We start from the raw sequence: 16,666 nt of genomic DNA on the forward strand, positions 1-16,666 counted from the left end.
GGCTTGGCTACGACGCGGAAAAAGGTCATGTGCGCGGCATGAACACGTCCGCCTCTTCCGGGCGCCTGGTCGACAAGACCCTGGCGCCGCGCTTCGCCCTGCTGTGCCTGGGCATCTGGCTGAACGCCGCCGACACCCTGGTGACGGCGACGATCATGCCCAGCGTCGCCCGCGACATCGGCGGCTACGCCTATTTCGGCTGGTCGGTGGCGGCCTATCTGACCGGCTCGATCGTCGCCGGGGCCTGCTCGGGCAAGCTCTCCATGGCCCTGGGCCTGCGCACCGCGACGGCCTTGACGGGCCTCGTCTACGCTATCGGCTGCGCGATGAGCGCCGTGGCGCCGGAGTTCGTCACCTTCATCCTGGGGCGCCTGATCCAAGGCCTGGGCGCGGGCGCGGTCGTGGCCCTCTGCTACGTCGCCATCACGGCCCTGTTCCCCGAAAGCCTGTGGCCGCGCGTCTATGGCGCCGTGGCGGGAATCTGGGGCGCGGCGACCCTGCTGGGCCCGCTGCTGGGCGGCCTGTTCGCCGCCGCCGGCTTCTGGCGTGGAGCGTTCTGGCTGTTCGTGGTCCAGGCAATCATCTTCGTCGGCGCGGTGATGGTCATGCTGCCCGCCGACAAGAACGGCCCCAAAGGGGGTCAGAGCCGGGTTCCCAGCCTGCAGCTCTTCCTGCTGGTCGTCGGCGTCAGCCTGATCGGCGCGGCGGGCGTCGTGGCCTCGCCGCGATGGGCGATCGGCCTGGCGATCGGCGGCGTGATCGGCATGGCCGCCATGCTGGCCGCCAACGCCAGAACCCACGACCGCCTGCTGCCCCGCACGGCGGCGGACCTGCGCACCGCCACGGGCCTGGGCCTGCTGACCATCTTCGCCTGCGAGGCGGCCGTGATCGGCTTCACCGTCTATGGCCCGGCCTTCATCCAGGCGGTCCATCACGCCTCGCCCCTGACGGCGGGCTATGTCACCGGCGCGATCGCGGCCGGCTGGACGCTCTGCGCCATGCTGGTCGGCCACACGCCGGCCGAGAAAGACGGTCGCCTTGTCCGTATCGGGGCCGGGGTGATTCTGCTGGGCGCCGCCCTCTCGGCCTGGGCCGTGCCGCGCGGAACCTTGATGGAAATCGCCGCCGCCTTTTGCGTTCTTGGCGCCGGCTTTGGCCTCTGCCACGCCTTCATCGCCCGCCGCGCCATTGCGGCCGTGCCCGCCGAGGAACAGGCCATGGCCTCCGGGGCCGTTCCCACCGCCCAGCTGATCGGCGGCGCCGCCGGCTCGGCCGGCGCGGGCGCCATCGCCAACGTCCTGGGCTTCAGCCACGGCGTCGATCTGGCTCTGGCCCCGACCAACGGCCCGTTGCTGTTCGGCGCGTTCCTGCCGCTGGCCGTGCTGGGGTTCGTCGCGGCCTGGCGGCTGGGGCGAGCTTAAGCCCGCTCCAGCGCGGTCGCCTCGACCAACTGCACCACATCGCCCATGATCTCGGTGATCTTGAAGTCCTTGGGCGTGTAGATCCGCGCCACGCCCATCTGCTTGAGGATCAGGGCGTCGGCGTCGGGGATGATGCCGCCGATCACGACGGGGATATCGCCCAGGCCCTCGGCGCGCATCACGCGGATGACCTCCTGCACCAGGTCCAGGTGCGAGCCCGACAGGATCGACAGGCCCACCACGTGAGCGCGGCTTTCCTTGGCGCGGCGGACGATCTCTTCGGGCGTGGAGCGGATCCCGTCATAGACCACCTCCATGCCGCAGGCGCGGGCGCGGGTGGCGATCTGCTCGGCGCCGTTGGAGTGGCCGTCCAGGCCCGGCTTGCCGACCAGGTAGGTGAGCGTGCGGCCCAGCACCTTGGAGACGCGCTCGACCTCGGCCTTCACCGCTTCGACGTCCTCGGCCTCGCCGGTGGAGACGACCACCGCCACGCCGGTCGGGCCGCGATATTCGCCGAACACCGCGCGCAGGGCCCCGGCCCACTCGCCGGTGGTGACGCCGGCCTTGGCGGCGACGATCGAGGGCTCCATGACATTGCGGCCTTCGCGAGCGGCGGCCTGCAGGTCGGCCAGCGCCGCTTGCACGGCGCCGTCGTCGCGGGCCTCGCGCCAGGCCTTGAGGCGGGCGACCACATCGGCCTCCAGGCGCGGATCGACCGTCTCGATCGAGCCCTCCCCGGCCGACAGCGGCGAAACCTCGGTGTCCGTCCAGCGGTTGACGCCCACGACGGTCAGGTCGCCGGTCTCGACCGAGCGCACCCGCTTGGCGTTGGAGCCGACCAGCTCGGTCTTCATGTAGTCGATCGTGTTCTGCGCCCCGCCCATCGCATCGATCAGCGCCAGTTGCTCCAGCGCCCCCTTCGAGAGGTCGGCGACCTTGGCCTCGACCACGTGCGAGCCGTCGAACAGGTCCTCGTATTCCAGAAGGTCGGTCTCGTAGGCCAAGACCTGCTGGAGGCGCAGCGACCACTGCTGGTCCCACGGCCGCGGCAGGCCCAGCGCCTCGTTCCAGGCCGGCAGCTGCAGAGCCCGGCAACGGGCGTCCTTGCTGAGCGTGACCGCCAGGGCCTCGATCAGGATGCGGTAGACGTTGTTCTCGGGCTGCTGCTCGGTCAGGCCCAGGCTGTTGACCTGCACCCCGTAGCGGAAGCGGCGGGCCTTCTTGTCCTGCACGCCATAGCGCTCCAGCAGGATCTGGTCCCAAAGCTTGGTGAAGCTGCGCATCTTGCACAGCTCGGTGACGAACCGCACCCCGGCGTTGACGAAGAAGCTGATGCGCGAGGCGACGATCTCGAAGTCCTCGTCCGGCACCTGGCCGCCGGCCTTGACGGTGTCGAGCACCGAGATGGCCGTGGCCAGGGCGAAGGCCAGCTCCTGCTCCGGCGTCGCGCCCGCCTCCTGCAGGTGGTAGCTGCAGACGTTCATCGGGTTCCACTTGGGAACCTCGCGATAGCACCAGGCGATCATGTCGCCGATCAGCCGCAGGGAGGGTCCCGGCGGGAAGATGTAGGTGCCGCGCGACAGATATTCCTTGATCAGATCATTCTGCGTCGTGCCTTGCAACAACGCCCGATCCGCTCCCTGCTCGTCGGCCAGGGCGACATACATCGCCAGCAGCCAGGCGGCTGGCGCGTTGATGGTCATGGAGGTGTTCATCTTCTCCAGCGGGATCTCGCTGAAGAGCTGGCGCATGTCGCCCAGGTGGCTGATCGGCACGCCCACCTTGCCGACCTCGCCGCGCGCCAGGATGTGGTCGGGGTCGTAGCCGGTCTGGGTGGGCAGGTCGAAGGCCACCGAAAGGCCCGTCTGGCCGCGCGCCAGATTGCTCCGATAGAGCGCGTTCGACTTCTCCGCCGTCGAGTGTCCGGCATAGGTGCGGAAGATCCACGGCGGATCGGGCGCGTGCTGGTACGGCGTTCGAGGACATGGCGGGCTCCCGGGGCGCTTATCGTTCTTGATTACCAGCGATCATGAGCCGGGATTTGCTGCGACGCAATATGCGGTTCGCGAGTGCGAACTAGCGCCCCTCGAACACCGCCGGCCGCTTGCCCATGAACGCCGCCCTCGCCTCGGCGTGGTCGGCGCTCGCCGCGAGCCCCGGCGTCTCCGCTTCCGTCGTCGACACCCCGGAAGCCACCCGCTTGGCGGCCTCCACGGCCAACGGGGCTCTGGAGGCGATGACGCGGGCCACGGCCAGCGCCGCCTCAAGCAAGTCTGCCACCGGATGGATCTCCGCCGCCACCCCGTCCGCCAGGGCCCGCGCCGCGTCGAACGGCGCGCCGGTCAGCAGGTGGGGCTTGGAGCGGCTCTCGCCGATCAGCCGCGTCAGGCGCTCGGCCGAGGCGGTCAGGCCCATCCGCACCGCCGAGCAGGCGAAGCTGGCGCGATCGCTGGCCAGGCGGATGTCGGCGGCCAGGGCCAGCTCCAGCCCGCCGCCGATGCACCAGCCGTCGATGGCGGCGATCACCGGGACGCGGCAGGCCGCGACGCGATCGCACATGTCGAGGAAGTGCAGGATCGCCGCGCTCTGGGTCGGAACGTCGCGCGACAGCGACTCGGCCAGATCGTCGCCGGTGCAGAACGCGCCGTTGCGGCCGGTCAGCACCACGACGCGCACCGCTCGGTCGGCCTCGATGGCGGCGAAGGCCTCCAGCAGCCGCGCCCGCTCGGCCATGGCCAGGACGTTGGCCGGCGCGGTGTCCAGTTCAACGAGGGCGATGGCGGGCTGCGGACGCGACAGGTGGATCATGCCGCCACCGTGGCCCGGCGCGTCGGAGCCGGCAACCTTCCCCAACGCGATGCTGCGACGCACAAGATTCCGCTTGCCAGTTTCAAACAGTTGTCTCAGCCTTGCTCCGGAGACCCGAAAACAAGCGGGCGCGCATAGCCGAGTTTGGCCCTCATGCGTTGTTGCAGCGCGAAAGACGGCCAAGGAATGGGGAGTGGAGATGACGACCGCGACGCTCGAGACGTCTGAAACGCCGGTCCTGAAGGACCTCTACGAGATCGGCGAGATCCCGCCGGCCTTCCATGTCCCGAAGACCATGTACGCCTGGAGCATCCGCAAGGAGCGCCACGGCAAGCCGACACAGGCCATGCAGGTCGAGGTCGTGCCCACCTGGGAGATTGGCGAGGACGAGGTGCTGGTCCTCGTGATGGCCGCCGGCGTCAACTACAACGGCGTCTGGGCCGCCCTGGGCGAGCCGATCAGCGTGCTGGACGCTCATAAGCAGCCCTATCACATCGCCGGTTCCGACGCCTCGGGCATCGTCTGGGCGGTGGGCAAGAAGGTCAAGCGCTGGAAGCTGGGCGACGAGGTCGTCATCCACTGCAACCAGGACGACGGCGACGACGAGGAGTGCAACGGCGGCGACCCAATGTTCTCGCCCAGCCAGCGCATCTGGGGCTACGAGACGCCGGACGGCAGCTTCGCCCAGTTCTGCCGGGTGCAGTCGCGCCAGCTGATGCCGCGCCCCAAGCACCTGACCTGGGAAGAGGCCGCCTGCTACACTCTGACCCTGGCCACCGCCTACCGCATGTTGTTCGGCCACAAGCCGCATGAGCTGAAGCCCGGCCAGAACGTGCTGGTCTGGGGCGCGTCCGGCGGCCTGGGCGTCTTCGCCGTGCAGCTGGCCGCCGTGGTCGGCGCCAACGCCATTGGCGTGGTGAGCGACGACGACAAGCGCGAGTTCGTGCTGTCGATGGGCGCCAAGGCGGTGCTGAACCGCAAGGAATTCAACTGCTGGGGCCAGCTGCCCAAGGTCGAACGGCCCCGAGTTCAACGACTACATGAAGGAAAGCCGCAAGTTCGGTAAGGCGATCTGGCAGATCACCGGCAACCGCGACGTGGATCTCGTCTTCGAGCACCCCGGCGAGTCGACCTTCCCGGTCTCGGTGTTCGTGGTCAAGCGCGGCGGCATGGTCGCCATCTGCGCCGGCACCTCGGGCTTCAACCTGACCATGGACGCCCGCTTCCTGTGGATGCGCCAGAAGCGCGTGCAGGGCAGCCACTTCGCCAACCTCATGCAGGCGTCGGCGGCCAACCAGTTGGTCATCGACCGCCGCGTCGATCCGTGCCTGTCGGAAGTCTTCCCCTGGCACGACATCCCCGCCGCCCACGAGAAGATGCTGGCCAACCAGCATCTGCCGGGGAACATGGCGGTGCTGGTCTGCGCCCAGCGGCCGGGCCTGCGGACGTTCGAGGAAGTGCAGGAGCTGAGCGAGGAACGCTGACCTCCGTGCTTCGCTAAGGCCGGGGTGACAAGCTATGGTGACCTTGGAGCCCAGGGAGCTCACCCATGATCACCGTCTATGGCGAAGGCCGGGGCTTCCGGGTCGTTTGGCTGCTGGAGGAGATGGGGCTGCCCTATCGGCTCCGGCCGGTCGACATGTTGGCCGGCGTCGAGAACGATCCGGACTATCTCGCCATCAACCCCGCCGGCTTCATCCCGGCGCTGCAGGACGGCGACACCATCCTGGTCGAGTCGATCGCCATCATGGAGTACCTGATCGCCCGATACGGCCCGACGCCGCTGGCGCCGAGCCCGGAAGATCCTAGTTTTAGCGCGTACCTGCAGTTCCTGCACCTGGGCGAGGCGGGCCTGGCGGCCTCCTGGTTCTTCGTGGTCGTCAGCAAGATGCTCGCGCCCGAGGCGGAGCGCGACAACTGGGGCGCCCGCAAGGCTCGGTCGGTGTTCGAGAGCCGCCTTGGCCTGGTGACCCGCCAACTGGAGCGCGCCCCCTACATGGCCGGCGAGGCGTTCACGGCGGCCGACATCTCGGTGACCTACGCCCTGGAATTCGCCCAGCGCACCGATGGTTATCCCCTGAGCGACGCCCTACAGGCCTATGTCGCCCGCGCCACCGCCCGCCAAGGCTACCTTCGGGCCATGGCGGCCTGTCATGCCACACGGGCCTGGGTCGAAGGTTTGAAGGCCGGACGGGCCTGAAGGCCCCTCCCCAACGGCGCCATTGCCAGCCGCGCCCGCCCGACGCACAGTCGCCTCCAACAAGTGTTCGGCCGCAGAGCCTGGGGAGTGAAGGATGGGTGTCGGGGGTAAGGTCGCTTTGACGGCCGTGGGTCTCGTCTTGGCCGTGACGGCCGTGGTCGCGGTGCGGACCGCCACTTTCAAGGCGCCGGCCGCGGTGGATCCGGCCAGCGTGAAACTCGCCGCCGCGCGCCCTCTGGACGTCAACAAGGTCGCCGGCCACCTGGCCGAGGCCGTCCGCTTCCAGACCATCAGCCACCAGGAAAAGGCCGAGGACCAGCCGGCCGAGTGGGACAAGCTGCACGCTTGGCTGCAGACGACCTATCCGCAGGCGCACAAGGTCATGACCCGCGAGGTCGTGGCCGAGCATACCCTGGTCTACACTTGGCCCGGCTCCAACCCCGCCTTGCCGCCCATCGTGCTGATGGCCCACCAGGACGTGGTGCCGGTCACGCCCGGCAGCGAGGGCCAGTGGACCCATCCGCCGTTCGACGGCGTGGTCGCCGACGGCGCGGTCTGGGGTCGGGGCTCGATCGACGACAAGGGCTCGCTGGTCACGCTGTTCGAGGCGCTGGAGACCGTGGCCGCCAGCGGCTTCAAGCCCGTCCGCACCGTCATCATCGTCAGCGGCCATGACGAGGAGGTGCGCGGCGTCGGAGCCCGCGCCGCCGCCGCGCTGCTGAAGTCGCGCGACATCAAGGCCCAGTTCGTGCTGGACGAGGGCATGGCCGTGGTCGCCGACCACCCCGTCACCGGCAAGCCCGCCGCCATCATCGGCACGGCCGAGAAGGGCTACGGCACCATGAAGGTCGTGGCCCCCGCCGTGGGCGGCCACTCCTCGGCCCCGCCGGCCGACGGCGGCGGCGTCGTCACGCTGGCCAAGGCGGTGCAGGCGATCGACGAGCACCAGGCGCCCATGAAGTTCCAGGGCCCGGGCGCCGACATGCTGAAAGCGATCGCTCCGCACGCCTCGCCCGTGGTGAAGATTTTCGCCGCCAACACCTGGCTGTTCGCGCCGCTGCTGGTCAAGGTCACGGCCAAGACCCCTGCAGGGCGGCCATGCTGCACACCACGATCGCGCCGACCATGCTGAAGGGCTCACCCAAGGAGAACGTCCTGCCTCAGGACGCCACGGCCTGGATCAACTACCGCATCGCGCCCGGCGACAGCTCGGCCAAGGTGATGGCGCGGGCCAAGGACGCCGTTGGCAAGCTGCCGGTCGAACTGTCGTGGACCAAGACCGACGAGCCCTCTCCCATCTCCTCGACCAGTTCCGACGCCTGGAAGACCCTGGCGGGCCTCGCCGCCGACGAGAGCAAGGCTCCGGTCGTGCCGGGCCTGGTCACCGCCGGCACCGACAGCCGTTACCTCGGCGGCGTGGCCAGCGACGTCTATCGCTTCCAGCCGCTGGTGCTGAAGGTCGACGAGACCAAGATCATCCACGGCACCGACGAACACATCAGCCTGGACAATGTCGGGCGAATGGTGCGCTTCTATCAGCGCCTGGTGGAGACCGCCGCGTCGCGGTGACGTCTTCCTGGGGTGGGGCGTGTTCGGGGGAACACGGTCGGGGGACTTGGCGGAAACAAACCGCCTACAACTTTGGCTGTCGCTTTCCCGAGCCCAAGCACGGGTGTCGCATTGGCGTGCGACATCGCGCCTCGAGTTACGGTGTCCACTGAACCGCTAGAAGCGCAACCATGCCCGCCGACGACGCCCCGCTGCTGAAGGTCAAACCCGGCAAGCTTCCGCTGGACAGGTTCGGCGAGGGCTTTGTCTGGGACGCCTGGTACGTCGCCTGCCTGTCGCCCGACCTCAAGCCGGGCAAGATGGACAAGCGCGAATATCTCGGTGAGCCGGTGTTGCTGGGCCGCACACGCGCGGGCCAAGTCTACGCCATCCGCGACATCTGCCCCCACCGCGCCGCCGCCCTCTCGGCCGGCCGCGTCCACCGCGAGGCCGACGGGACCGACAGCGTCGAGTGCCCCTATCACGGCTGGCGCTTCGGACCTGACGGCGCCTGCAAGGCGATCCCGTCCCTGACCGCCGACAGCGACTTCGACATCTCCAAGGTGCGGGTGCGCAAGTATCCCACGGTCGAACAGCAGGGCCTGGTTTGGATCTGGATGTCGTCGGCCCCCCGCTTCGAGGGCCAGCCGCCAGAGCCGCCGCCGACCATCCCCGGGATCGTGGGCGGCAAGCCCAAGCTGGTCGACCATCTGGACTACGACATCCACATCGACCACGCCGTGCTGGGCCTGATCGACCCGGCCCACGGACCGTTCGTCCATCAGCAATGGTGGTGGCGGACCAAGACCAGCCAGCACGAGAAGAAGAAGACCTTCAGCCCGTCCGAGGCCGGCTTCACCATGGTGCGGCACGAGCCCTCCAAGAACTCCAAGGCCTACGCCATCCTGGGCGGCGAGCCGCTGACCGAGATCACCTTCCGTCTGCCGGGCCTGCGCTGGGAGCACGTGACGGTCGGCGACAGGCAGGTGCTGGCCCTGTCAGCCATGACGCCGATCAACGCCCACAAGACCCGCATGAACCAGATCATGTGGTCGGATCACTGGGCGTTCACGGCGCTCTATCCGATCATCCGCGTGGCCGCCCGCGCCTTCCTGCGCCAGGACGGCGCCATCGTCGCGGCCCAGACCCCGGGGTTGCGGCAGAATCCGCCGCTGATGTGGGTGGGCGACGCCGACCAGCAGGCCCGCTGGTACCACCAATGCAAGCGCGAATGGGCCGCCAGCCGGAAAGAGGGGCGCCCCTTCGTCAATCCGGTGAAGGATCAGACGCTGCGATGGCGGACTTAAAAGCCCTCTCTCATAGAGAGAGGGTTTTCGCGGTGGACTGAACTTGAACATCTATCGCCACCGCCTCCTCACCAGCCTCCGCACCCTGCCCTCCCCGCGCGGCTGGGTGTTCTGCCTCGCCGTCTCCGCCGCCACGCTGGCGCTGATGATGGTCATCGGCTTCGTCACCGGCCTCTATCGGCTCCAGCCGACCGAACCGGGCCTGGCGTTGCGGATGCTGGTGGCGTTCTTCGTCCCCGCCCTCGGCGAGGAGATCCCCTTCCGGGGCGTCCTGACGCCCGGCCCCAACGACAGCGTCCGCCCAAGGCTTGAGATCGCCCTCTCCACCAGCCTCTACACGCTCTGGCACGTCTTCGAGGCGGTCACCTTCCTGCCCGCCGCCGCCCCGATCTTCCTGCGCCCCGACTTCCTGCTGTGCTGCGCCGTGCTGGGCCTGGGTTGCGCGGTAATGAAGCGCCGGACCGGCTCGATCTGGCCGGCGGTGATCCTGCACTGGGCGCTGGTGGTGATCTGGCAGACCTGGCTGGGCGGGGTCAGCGCCCTCTCATAGGCGCACGAAAAAGCCCGTCCGGTCATGGGGGCGACCGAACGGGCTCTCCTCGAAGGCGCGGCCAGAGGGACGGAGCGGACGCGCCCCGAAACTCAAACCTTAAGCGCGGTAGACGTAGGCGCTGGAGACGTAGCCGACGCCGACGCCGTCCTGGCCAACCAGGATCCACTTGCCGTCACCGGTGCGGCCCAGGGCCTGGAAGGTCGTGCCCGAGGCCACCGAACCCAGGCGCTCGCCGCGGGTCGAGGCGTCGGCCCGCAGGTTCACGGTCGAGCGGGTGACGTATTTCTTGTCCATCTTGACCAGCGGGGCGGCCTGCACCGTCTGGGCGTAGCGATAGCCGCCCGACTTGTAGACGCCGCCGACCTGCTTGGCCGCCTCGTTCTTCTGCATGCCGCAGCCGACTGCCGAGCCGGCGCCGGCGCCAACCACGGCGCCGATGGCCGTGCCCGTGCCGCGGTCGCCCTTGCCGGCGATCTTGTTGCCGGCGACCGCGCCCAGCAGCCCGCCCAGCACCGCGCCGACTTCCTGCTTGGAGCCCGAGGCCTTGCAGCCGACGACGCCGGCGTTGGCTTGCGGGGCGGCGGCCAGCGACAGAGCGGTGGCGGCCGCGCCCAGGGTCAGGGTGATGGTCTTGATCTTGGTGGTGATGGTCATGGTCTTCATGTCCCTTTGAAAGTTGCCGGGGTCAGCAACCCCGTGAGACAGACCATGACAGGGTGAAGCTGAACGGTAGCGCGGACCGATTCAGCAGATTTCGTTCATGTTGAAAAAATCTGGCTCAGGCCCCCAGCGCGTAGGGACCGCTCTTCTCCAGCGCCGCCTTCCAGGCCGGCCGCGCGTGCATCCGCTCGATCCAGGCGGCCATGTGCGGGTACTCCGACAGCTTGCCCATGGCTTTCGCCACCTCGGGCACGAAGCTCATCTGGATGTCGGCGCCGGTCAGGTCCTCGCCGACGAAATACGCACGCCCGGCCAGATGGTCGTTGACGAAGGCCAGGTGGTTGGCGATCTCGCCCTGAATGCGCGGGTGCAGCGGCGCGCCGGCCTCGCCTAGACGGCCGACATACATGTTGAGCATCAGCGGCAGCATGGCCGAGCCCTCGGCATAGTGCAGCCACTGCTGGTAGCGGTCGTAATCGGCGCTGGCCGGATCGGGGGCCAGGCGCCCCTCGGCATGACGGCGGATGACGTAGTCGATGATCGCCCCGGACTCGATGATCGTGAGATCCCCATCCACGATCACGGGCGACTTGCCCAGCGGATGGATGTCCGTCAGCGACGGCGGCGCCAGACGGGTCTTGGGGTCGCGGGTGTGGAAGACGATTTCGTAGGGGAGGTTCAGCTCCTCCAGCAGCCACAGGATCCGCTGCGAGCGCGACTCGTTCAGGTGGTGGACCGTCAGCATTGTTTCTTCCCCGATTTTTGAACCGCATGTTGCGCTGCGGCATTGCTCGCAGATGCGAAAGGCGTCAGGGTGAAAGAAAACAACTGTTTGGCGCAGGGGAGCAAGCCATGACCGATACGGTCAGCCGGAACACGACTGAAACCTTGATCCTGCCGGGCCTGATCGGCCTGCTGCGCGAGGCTGCGGACGCGGCCCAGCTGTTCGTGGCCGAGGCCAAGCCGCAGGTCCTGGCCCACATCGCTCCCGCCGGAGGGAAGGTCGACCGCAAACTGGCCGACGTCCACCAGCACCGCGTCCATGGCTATGGCTGGTACGCGGCCTATGCGGAGCTCCTGAACCAGGTCGCCGGCTGGGCCGAGCGCCTCCAGGACGAAGGCCGGTTCGGCGAGGTCGAGGCCCTGCTGGCTCAACTGCTGTTCAGCGAATATTGCGCGCAGCTGGTCGGCGGCGTGCCGATGAACCAGGGCGAGATCGTCCGTCCGGCCCATCTGGTCGAAGACCGGGCGGTGCTGAACCGGCTCTACTCCAACGGCCTGATGAAGCTGATGGTTGAGGGCGGGAGCCAAGCCGTGAAGACCCGTGTGGCCCAGTTGCTCGCCGAGGCGCGTGGCCGCCCGACGCTGGAGCATACCGGTCTCGACGAGACCTTCGAGATGATCCGCGACCAGTTCCACGCCTTCGCCGAGGAAAAGGTCACCCCGTTCGCCCACGAATGGCACCTGAAGGACCAGCTGATTCCGATCGAACTGGTCGAGGAGCTGGGCGCCCTGGGCGTTTTCGGCCTGACCATTCCGGAGGAGTACGGCGGCTCGGGCATGGGCAAGACCGCCATGTGCGTGGTCTCCGAGGAGCTGTCGCGCGCCTGGATCGGCGTCGGGTCGCTGGCCACCCGCTCGGAGATCGCCGGCGAGCTGATCCTGACCGGCGGCACGGAAGAGCAGAAGCAATACTGGCTGCCCAGGATCGCCAGCGCCGAGATCCTGCCGACCGCCGTCTTCACCGAGCCGAACACCGGTTCCGACCTGGGGTCTCTCCGCACCCGCGCCACGCTGGAGGGCGAGACCTACGTCGTGACCGGGAACAAGACCTGGATCACCCACGCCGCCCGCGCCGACGTCATGACCCTGCTGGTCCGCACCGACCCGGCCACCACCGACTATCGCGGCCTTTCCATGCTGCTGGCCCCCAAGCCGCGCGGCGTCGAAGGGAACGACTTCCCCGCCCAGGGCATGAGCGGCGGCGAGATCGGGGTGATCGGCTATCGCGGCATGAAGGAGTACGAGCTGGGCTTCGACGGCTTCACCGTGCCCAAGGAGAACCTGCTGGGCGGCGTCCCGGGCCAGGGCTTCAAACAGCTGATGGCCACGTTCGAGAGCGCCCGCATCCAGACCGCCGCCCGCGCCGTCGGCGTGGCCCAGGCGGCGCTGGAGACCGGCCTCGGCTATGCGCTCGACCGCCAGCAGTTCGGGCAGCCGATCTTTGACTTCCCGCGCGTGTCCAACAAGCTGGCCATGATGGCGGCCGAGATCATGGGCGTGCGCCAGCTGACCTATTTCGCCGCCCGCCAGAAGGACGAGGGCAAGCGCTGCGATCTCGAGGCCGGCATGGCCAAGCTGATCGCCGCCCGCGTGGCCTGGGCGGCGGCGGACAACGCCCTGCAGATCCATGGCGGCAACGGCTTCGCCATGGAATACGCGGCGAGCCGCCTGCTGGCCGACGCCCGGATCCTCAACATCTTCGAGGGCGCCGGAGAGATTCAGGCCCAGGTGATCGCGCGACGGCTTCTGGACGGCGGGAACTGAGGCTTGTCCATAGGCCGAGGCTCGGCTTAGCCTCGCGCCCTCAAACAAGGACGCCTCCATGATCGCCACGACCCGACGCACCGCCCTCGTTTCCGCGCTCGCGACCGGGGGTCTGGCGGCGTTCGGGAACCGCGCCCTTGCCCAAGGAATCGGCGCCCAGGACACCGGCGCGGTCGGCGCGGCGGTCGACAAGTTCGCGCAAGAAGTCATGGCCGCCTTCCCCGATCAACCGGGCCTGGGTGTCACGGTGGTCGAGAATGGCAAGGTCACCCTGGCCAAGGGCTATGGCGTCAAGCGCCTGGGGGGCCAGGACAAGGTCGACGAAAACACCGCGTTCGGCATCGCCTCCAACACCAAGGCCATGACCGCCGCCCTGATCGCCATGCTGGTCGAGGAGGGCAAGCTGGAGTGGGACGCGCCGGTCACCCGGTACATGCCGTCGTTCCAGATGAGCGATCCGGTGGTCACCAAGCTGATGACCGTCCGCGACCTGCTGGTCCACCGCAGCGGGCTGACCTTGGGCGCGGGCGACCTGATGATCTGGCCCTCGCCCACCCATACCCGCGCCGACATCGTGGCGGGGCTGAAGTACCTGCCGATCGGCGGCCAGTTCCGGGGCGGCTACGCCTATGACAACGTGCTCTATGTCGCCGCCGGCGTCCTGATCGAGACCGTCACCGGCCAGAAGTGGGAAGAGGTCATCAAGACCCGGATCTTCCAGCCGCTCGCCATGAACGACACCGTCTCCAGCCCGGCCCTGGTCGACCGCGCCCACCGCGCCGAGCCGCACTGCCGCCTGGGCCCGCCCGTACGGGGCCTCGGTCCGCAGACCGTGCTGCCGTTCGACGGCAGCTTCGACGCCGCGGGTCCGGCCGGCGGGGTCAATTCCACGCCCAAGGACATCGCCCAGTGGCTGATGGTCCAGTTGGGCCTGGGGCTCTCGCCCAACGGCAAGCGCTTGTGGAGCGAGGCCTCGGCCAAGGAGATGTGGAAGCCGCAGACCATCACCACCTCGACCGATGGTCCGATCACGGAGAACCCGGTCCGTCCGTCGATCCAGGCCTACGCCCTGGGCTGGTTCGTCCAGGATCATCGCGGCGAGCGTCTGTTGTGGCACACCGGCGGCCTGGCCGGCTTCATCTCCTACACGGGCCTGCTGCCGGGCCGGAAATCCGGCATCATGGTCATGACCAACGCCGAGGAGAATCCGGTCCTGCGCTCGCTGCGCTACGGCGGGCCGGACCGCCTGCAGGGCCGCAACGACTTCGACTGGATCGCCTCGTCCAAACGTGTCCAGGCCCAGGCCGACGCCGATACGATCAAGGACGCGGCCAAGGCCACGACGCCCTCGTCCGGCGCCAAGCCCAGCCTGCCCCTGGCCGCCTATGCCGGGGTTTATCGCGACCCCTGGTACGGCACGGTGACGATCACGGTCGTCGGCCCAACCAAGGGAAGAGGGGGCAAGAAGCAGGGCCTGCACGTCGCCTTCGACAAGACCCCGCTCCTGAAGGGCAAGCTTGAGGTCTTCGACGGCGAGACCTTCAAGACGGTCTTCGACGACCGCACGCAGGAGGACGCCTTCTTCACCTTCGACCTGAAGGACGGCAAGGTGGTTTCGGCCCTGGTCAAGGCGGTGTCGCCGCTGGCCGACTTCAGCTTCGACTACCAGGACCTGCGGCTGACCAAGGAAGCCTAACCCCGTTCAGGGCGCCGCATTCCTTCGAACATCGCCTGGTAGGCCGTCAGCTGGCGGCCTTCCTCGATCTCGTCCGGGGTCTCGGCGCGGACGCTGGTGGACACGACGATATCCTGGCCGGTCGGCAAACGCACCACGCCGGTCTGGTTGGGCAGGAGATCGATCGAGCCGGTCTGGTCGGGCCGGAAGCCCCGGCCCAGGCTGACCGTGACCAGCAGGCGCTCGCCCTGCTGGACGACGCTGGTGAACAGCGAATAGCGGCTGCCGCCCCGCTCATAGGCCCCCTTGCGATAGAGCCGCTGCGAGCCGAAGGCGGTGAAGTCGGCCCACAGGTGGGCGCCGTCGGGCGCGACGCCGCTGGCCACCACCCGCACCGCCGAGCCGGGCTGGACCTGTGAACGGTCGGCCATGGCGTGAATGATCCGTACACGGCGCATTTGCATCGGCGGCTCGATCGCGACCGGCGGCGGCTCGGGCACGGGCGCCAGGATCGGCTCGGTGACGGCGACGGGGGCGGGCGCCGTGAGGGCGCGATGCGGCGCGGCCTTGGGCGCGGGCGGCGCGGCTGGAGGGCTGGGCGGACGCGGCGCTCGCGCCGGCGGCGTCTCGACCGAGCGCGGCGGGTCGAAGGCCATCACCACGTCCGGCGGCCGCGAGACCCAGACGGCCGAAGCGCCGCCCAGCCCCAGCACGGCGATGCAGCAGAGGCCGGCCAGGCGGCGGAAGCGGCTGGGCGTCGGGCGCGACAACAACCGCACGCGCTGGGCCAGGGGATGAGCCGCCCAGTGACAGCCCAGCGGCAGCGGCCGCGTGGCCAGCTGGGTCTTCAGCATCGCCTCGGCATAGGCGCGGCGCGCCTTCGGATAGGCGGCGACCACGCCGGCGTCGCAGGCCAGTTCCTGGTCGATACGCAGCCAGCGGCTCATCACATGGACCGCCGGGTTGAACCAGTTGACGCAGGTCGCCAGCGCCATCAGCGCGTTGACCGGCGGATCGCGGCGCTGGAGGTGAGCGTGCTCGTGGGCCAGCACCACCTCGCGCTCGCGCGGCGTGTAGCGGCCTTCGAAGTCGTCGGGGACCACCACCCGCGGCCGCAGCACGCCGATCACCGCCGGCCCAGCCTTTCCCGCCTTCGCCGCGCGGGCGAACTGTAGCTGGTTCCAGGCCAGCCAGGCCAGGCTCGCGACCACGCCCATCAGCCAGAGCCCCGCCAGATAGGGCCGGATATCGACCGGGGCGTTGGCCAGGGTCGTCCCGGACACGACCGAGGCCTGCCCCGCCTCGACCGACGCCGCCGGAACCCGGATCGTCAGCACCCGCGCGGGGAGCAGCATGGCCAGCGCGGCCAGCAGCGGCAGGCTCCACAGACCATAGGCCACCCGGGCTCCGAACAGCCGCCGCGCCGGCAGGCGCAGGGCCATCACCGCCGCGACCGCGACGGCCATGGCGAGGTTCAGGTCCAGCAGGTCCGAGAAGAGTTCAGCCATCGTCCTCGATGTCCGCGATCAGGTCCTTGAGCAGCTTGACGTCCTTAGCCGTCAGCGCCCGGTGCTGCGCGAAGTGCGCGACCAAGGGCGCTACCTCGCCGCCGAAAAGGCGGTCGACCAGGTTCTGGCTCTCGGACTGCACGTAGTCGTCGCGCGACACCAGCGGCCGATAGAGATAGCCGCCCGCCTCGCGAGCGCCTGCGATCGCGCCCTTCTTCAGGAGCCGGGTGATCAGGGTCTTCACCGTGCCGGGCGCCCAATCGTGGGCCTCGCCGACCTCGGCGACCACGCCTTCGGGCGTCAGGGGGCCACAGCGCCACAGCGCTTCCATGACCTGGCTCTCGGCGCCCGAAATCCGCATGCGCCCACTCCATTACCGAAAGTACATTTGTATTCCAATTGAGAATACAGCTGTATCCTAGCTCAGTTCGTCACCGAC

General features: G+C 68.9%; 12 protein-coding genes and 2 pseudogenes. 8 read left to right on the top strand and 6 right to left on the bottom strand.

Annotated elements, in window-relative coordinates; genetic code table 11:
• Positions 1-38: 38 nt before the first annotated feature.
• Positions 39-1,421, top strand: a complete 1,383-nt coding sequence (locus tag ACHMW8_RS03540) for an MFS transporter (RefSeq protein ID WP_395444767.1) — start codon at positions 39-41, stop codon at positions 1,419-1,421.
• Here the strand turns inward: ACHMW8_RS03540 and ACHMW8_RS03545 are convergent.
• Together ACHMW8_RS03545 and ACHMW8_RS03550 are read right to left on the bottom strand one after the other, a co-directional pair.
• A complete protein-coding gene (locus ACHMW8_RS03545) occupies positions 1,418-3,439 on the bottom strand; it encodes a methylmalonyl-CoA mutase family protein (RefSeq protein WP_395445888.1) in 2,022 nt (673 codons plus the stop codon). The genes ACHMW8_RS03540 and ACHMW8_RS03545 overlap by 4 nt on opposite strands.
• A gap of 58 nt (positions 3,440-3,497) precedes the next feature.
• The gene (locus tag ACHMW8_RS03550; protein WP_395444768.1) at positions 3,498-4,229 is read right to left on the bottom strand and encodes an enoyl-CoA hydratase/isomerase family protein; all 732 of its coding nucleotides are present in this window, start codon (positions 4,227-4,229) and stop codon (positions 3,498-3,500) included.
• 199 nt (positions 4,230-4,428) lie between these two features.
• Here ACHMW8_RS03550 and ccrA point away from each other — a divergent pair.
• The 5 genes and pseudogenes from ccrA (at position 4,429) to ACHMW8_RS03575 (ending at position 9,834) form a co-directional block, all read left to right on the top strand.
• Positions 4,429-5,713, top strand: a pseudogene (ccrA, locus tag ACHMW8_RS03555) (crotonyl-CoA carboxylase/reductase).
• A gap of 65 nt (positions 5,714-5,778) precedes the next feature.
• Complete coding sequence (locus ACHMW8_RS03560) at positions 5,779-6,429, top strand: glutathione S-transferase family protein (protein WP_395444769.1); 651 nt, start codon at positions 5,779-5,781, stop codon at positions 6,427-6,429.
• Positions 6,430-6,523: 94 nt separating this feature from the next.
• A pseudogene (locus ACHMW8_RS03565) lies at positions 6,524-7,998 on the top strand (M20 family peptidase).
• 170 nt (positions 7,999-8,168) lie between these two features.
• Positions 8,169-9,284 carry a Rieske 2Fe-2S domain-containing protein gene (locus ACHMW8_RS03570; RefSeq protein ID WP_395444770.1) on the top strand — a complete coding sequence of 372 codons (1,116 nt, stop codon included), beginning with the start codon at positions 8,169-8,171 and terminating at the stop codon, positions 9,282-9,284.
• A 43-nt stretch (positions 9,285-9,327) separates the two neighbouring features.
• Positions 9,328-9,834, top strand: coding sequence for a type II CAAX prenyl endopeptidase Rce1 family protein (locus ACHMW8_RS03575; RefSeq protein ID WP_395444771.1), 507 nt, complete (start codon positions 9,328-9,330; stop codon positions 9,832-9,834).
• Positions 9,835-9,933: 99 nt separating this feature from the next.
• Here ACHMW8_RS03575 and ACHMW8_RS03580 read toward each other — a convergent pair whose 3' ends face one another.
• On the bottom strand, positions 9,934-10,500 hold the full coding sequence (locus ACHMW8_RS03580) for an SH3 domain-containing protein (RefSeq protein ID WP_125155351.1): 567 nt from the start codon (positions 10,498-10,500) through the stop codon (positions 9,934-9,936).
• Between the two features lie 115 nt (positions 10,501-10,615).
• Entirely contained in the window at positions 10,616-11,242 is a 627-nt protein-coding gene (locus tag ACHMW8_RS03585; protein ID WP_125155350.1) for a glutathione S-transferase family protein, read from the bottom strand.
• Positions 11,243-11,349: 107 nt separating this feature from the next.
• Between ACHMW8_RS03585 and ACHMW8_RS03590 the strand changes: the two genes are divergently transcribed.
• Positions 11,350-13,044 (top strand): acyl-CoA dehydrogenase family protein, encoded by a 1,695-nt coding sequence (locus ACHMW8_RS03590; protein WP_395444772.1) that lies wholly within the window; start codon positions 11,350-11,352, stop codon positions 13,042-13,044.
• A gap of 58 nt (positions 13,045-13,102) precedes the next feature.
• Positions 13,103-14,740, top strand: coding sequence for a serine hydrolase (locus ACHMW8_RS03595; RefSeq protein ID WP_395444773.1), 1,638 nt, complete (start codon positions 13,103-13,105; stop codon positions 14,738-14,740).
• On the opposite strand, the gene ACHMW8_RS03600 is transcribed toward ACHMW8_RS03595, so the two are convergent.
• Together ACHMW8_RS03600 and ACHMW8_RS03605 are read right to left on the bottom strand one after the other, a co-directional pair.
• Positions 14,737-16,227 (bottom strand): M56 family metallopeptidase, encoded by a 1,491-nt coding sequence (locus ACHMW8_RS03600; protein WP_395444774.1) that lies wholly within the window; start codon positions 16,225-16,227, stop codon positions 14,737-14,739. The genes ACHMW8_RS03595 and ACHMW8_RS03600 overlap by 4 nt on opposite strands.
• Entirely contained in the window at positions 16,220-16,588 is a 369-nt protein-coding gene (locus tag ACHMW8_RS03605) for a BlaI/MecI/CopY family transcriptional regulator (protein ID WP_395444775.1), read from the bottom strand. Before ACHMW8_RS03605 ends, ACHMW8_RS03600 begins: the two co-directional genes overlap by 8 nt.
• Between the last annotated feature and the right edge of the window lie 78 nt (positions 16,589-16,666).

The organism is Caulobacter sp. UC70_42 (assembly GCF_044056025.1).
Taxonomy (GTDB): domain Bacteria; phylum Pseudomonadota; class Alphaproteobacteria; order Caulobacterales; family Caulobacteraceae; genus Caulobacter.

Excerpts from the sequence above, each read along its gene's own strand:
- ACHMW8_RS03540 (WP_395444767.1), top strand. The coding sequence starts at position 39 with ATGAACACGTCCGCCTCTTCCGGGCGCCTGGTCGACAAGACCCTGGCG.
- ACHMW8_RS03550 (WP_395444768.1), bottom strand. The coding sequence starts at position 4,229 with ATGATCCACCTGTCGCGTCCGCAGCCCGCCATCGCCCTCGTTGAACTG.
- ACHMW8_RS03560 (WP_395444769.1), top strand. The coding sequence starts at position 5,779 with ATGATCACCGTCTATGGCGAAGGCCGGGGCTTCCGGGTCGTTTGGCTG.
- ACHMW8_RS03570 (WP_395444770.1), top strand. The coding sequence starts at position 8,169 with ATGCCCGCCGACGACGCCCCGCTGCTGAAGGTCAAACCCGGCAAGCTT.
- ACHMW8_RS03580 (WP_125155351.1), bottom strand. The coding sequence starts at position 10,500 with ATGAAGACCATGACCATCACCACCAAGATCAAGACCATCACCCTGACC.
- ACHMW8_RS03585 (WP_125155350.1), bottom strand. The coding sequence starts at position 11,242 with ATGCTGACGGTCCACCACCTGAACGAGTCGCGCTCGCAGCGGATCCTG.
- ACHMW8_RS03590 (WP_395444772.1), top strand. The coding sequence starts at position 11,350 with ATGACCGATACGGTCAGCCGGAACACGACTGAAACCTTGATCCTGCCG.
- ACHMW8_RS03595 (WP_395444773.1), top strand. The coding sequence starts at position 13,103 with ATGATCGCCACGACCCGACGCACCGCCCTCGTTTCCGCGCTCGCGACC.
- ACHMW8_RS03600 (WP_395444774.1), bottom strand. The coding sequence starts at position 16,227 with ATGGCTGAACTCTTCTCGGACCTGCTGGACCTGAACCTCGCCATGGCC.
- ACHMW8_RS03605 (WP_395444775.1), bottom strand. The coding sequence starts at position 16,588 with ATGCGGATTTCGGGCGCCGAGAGCCAGGTCATGGAAGCGCTGTGGCGC.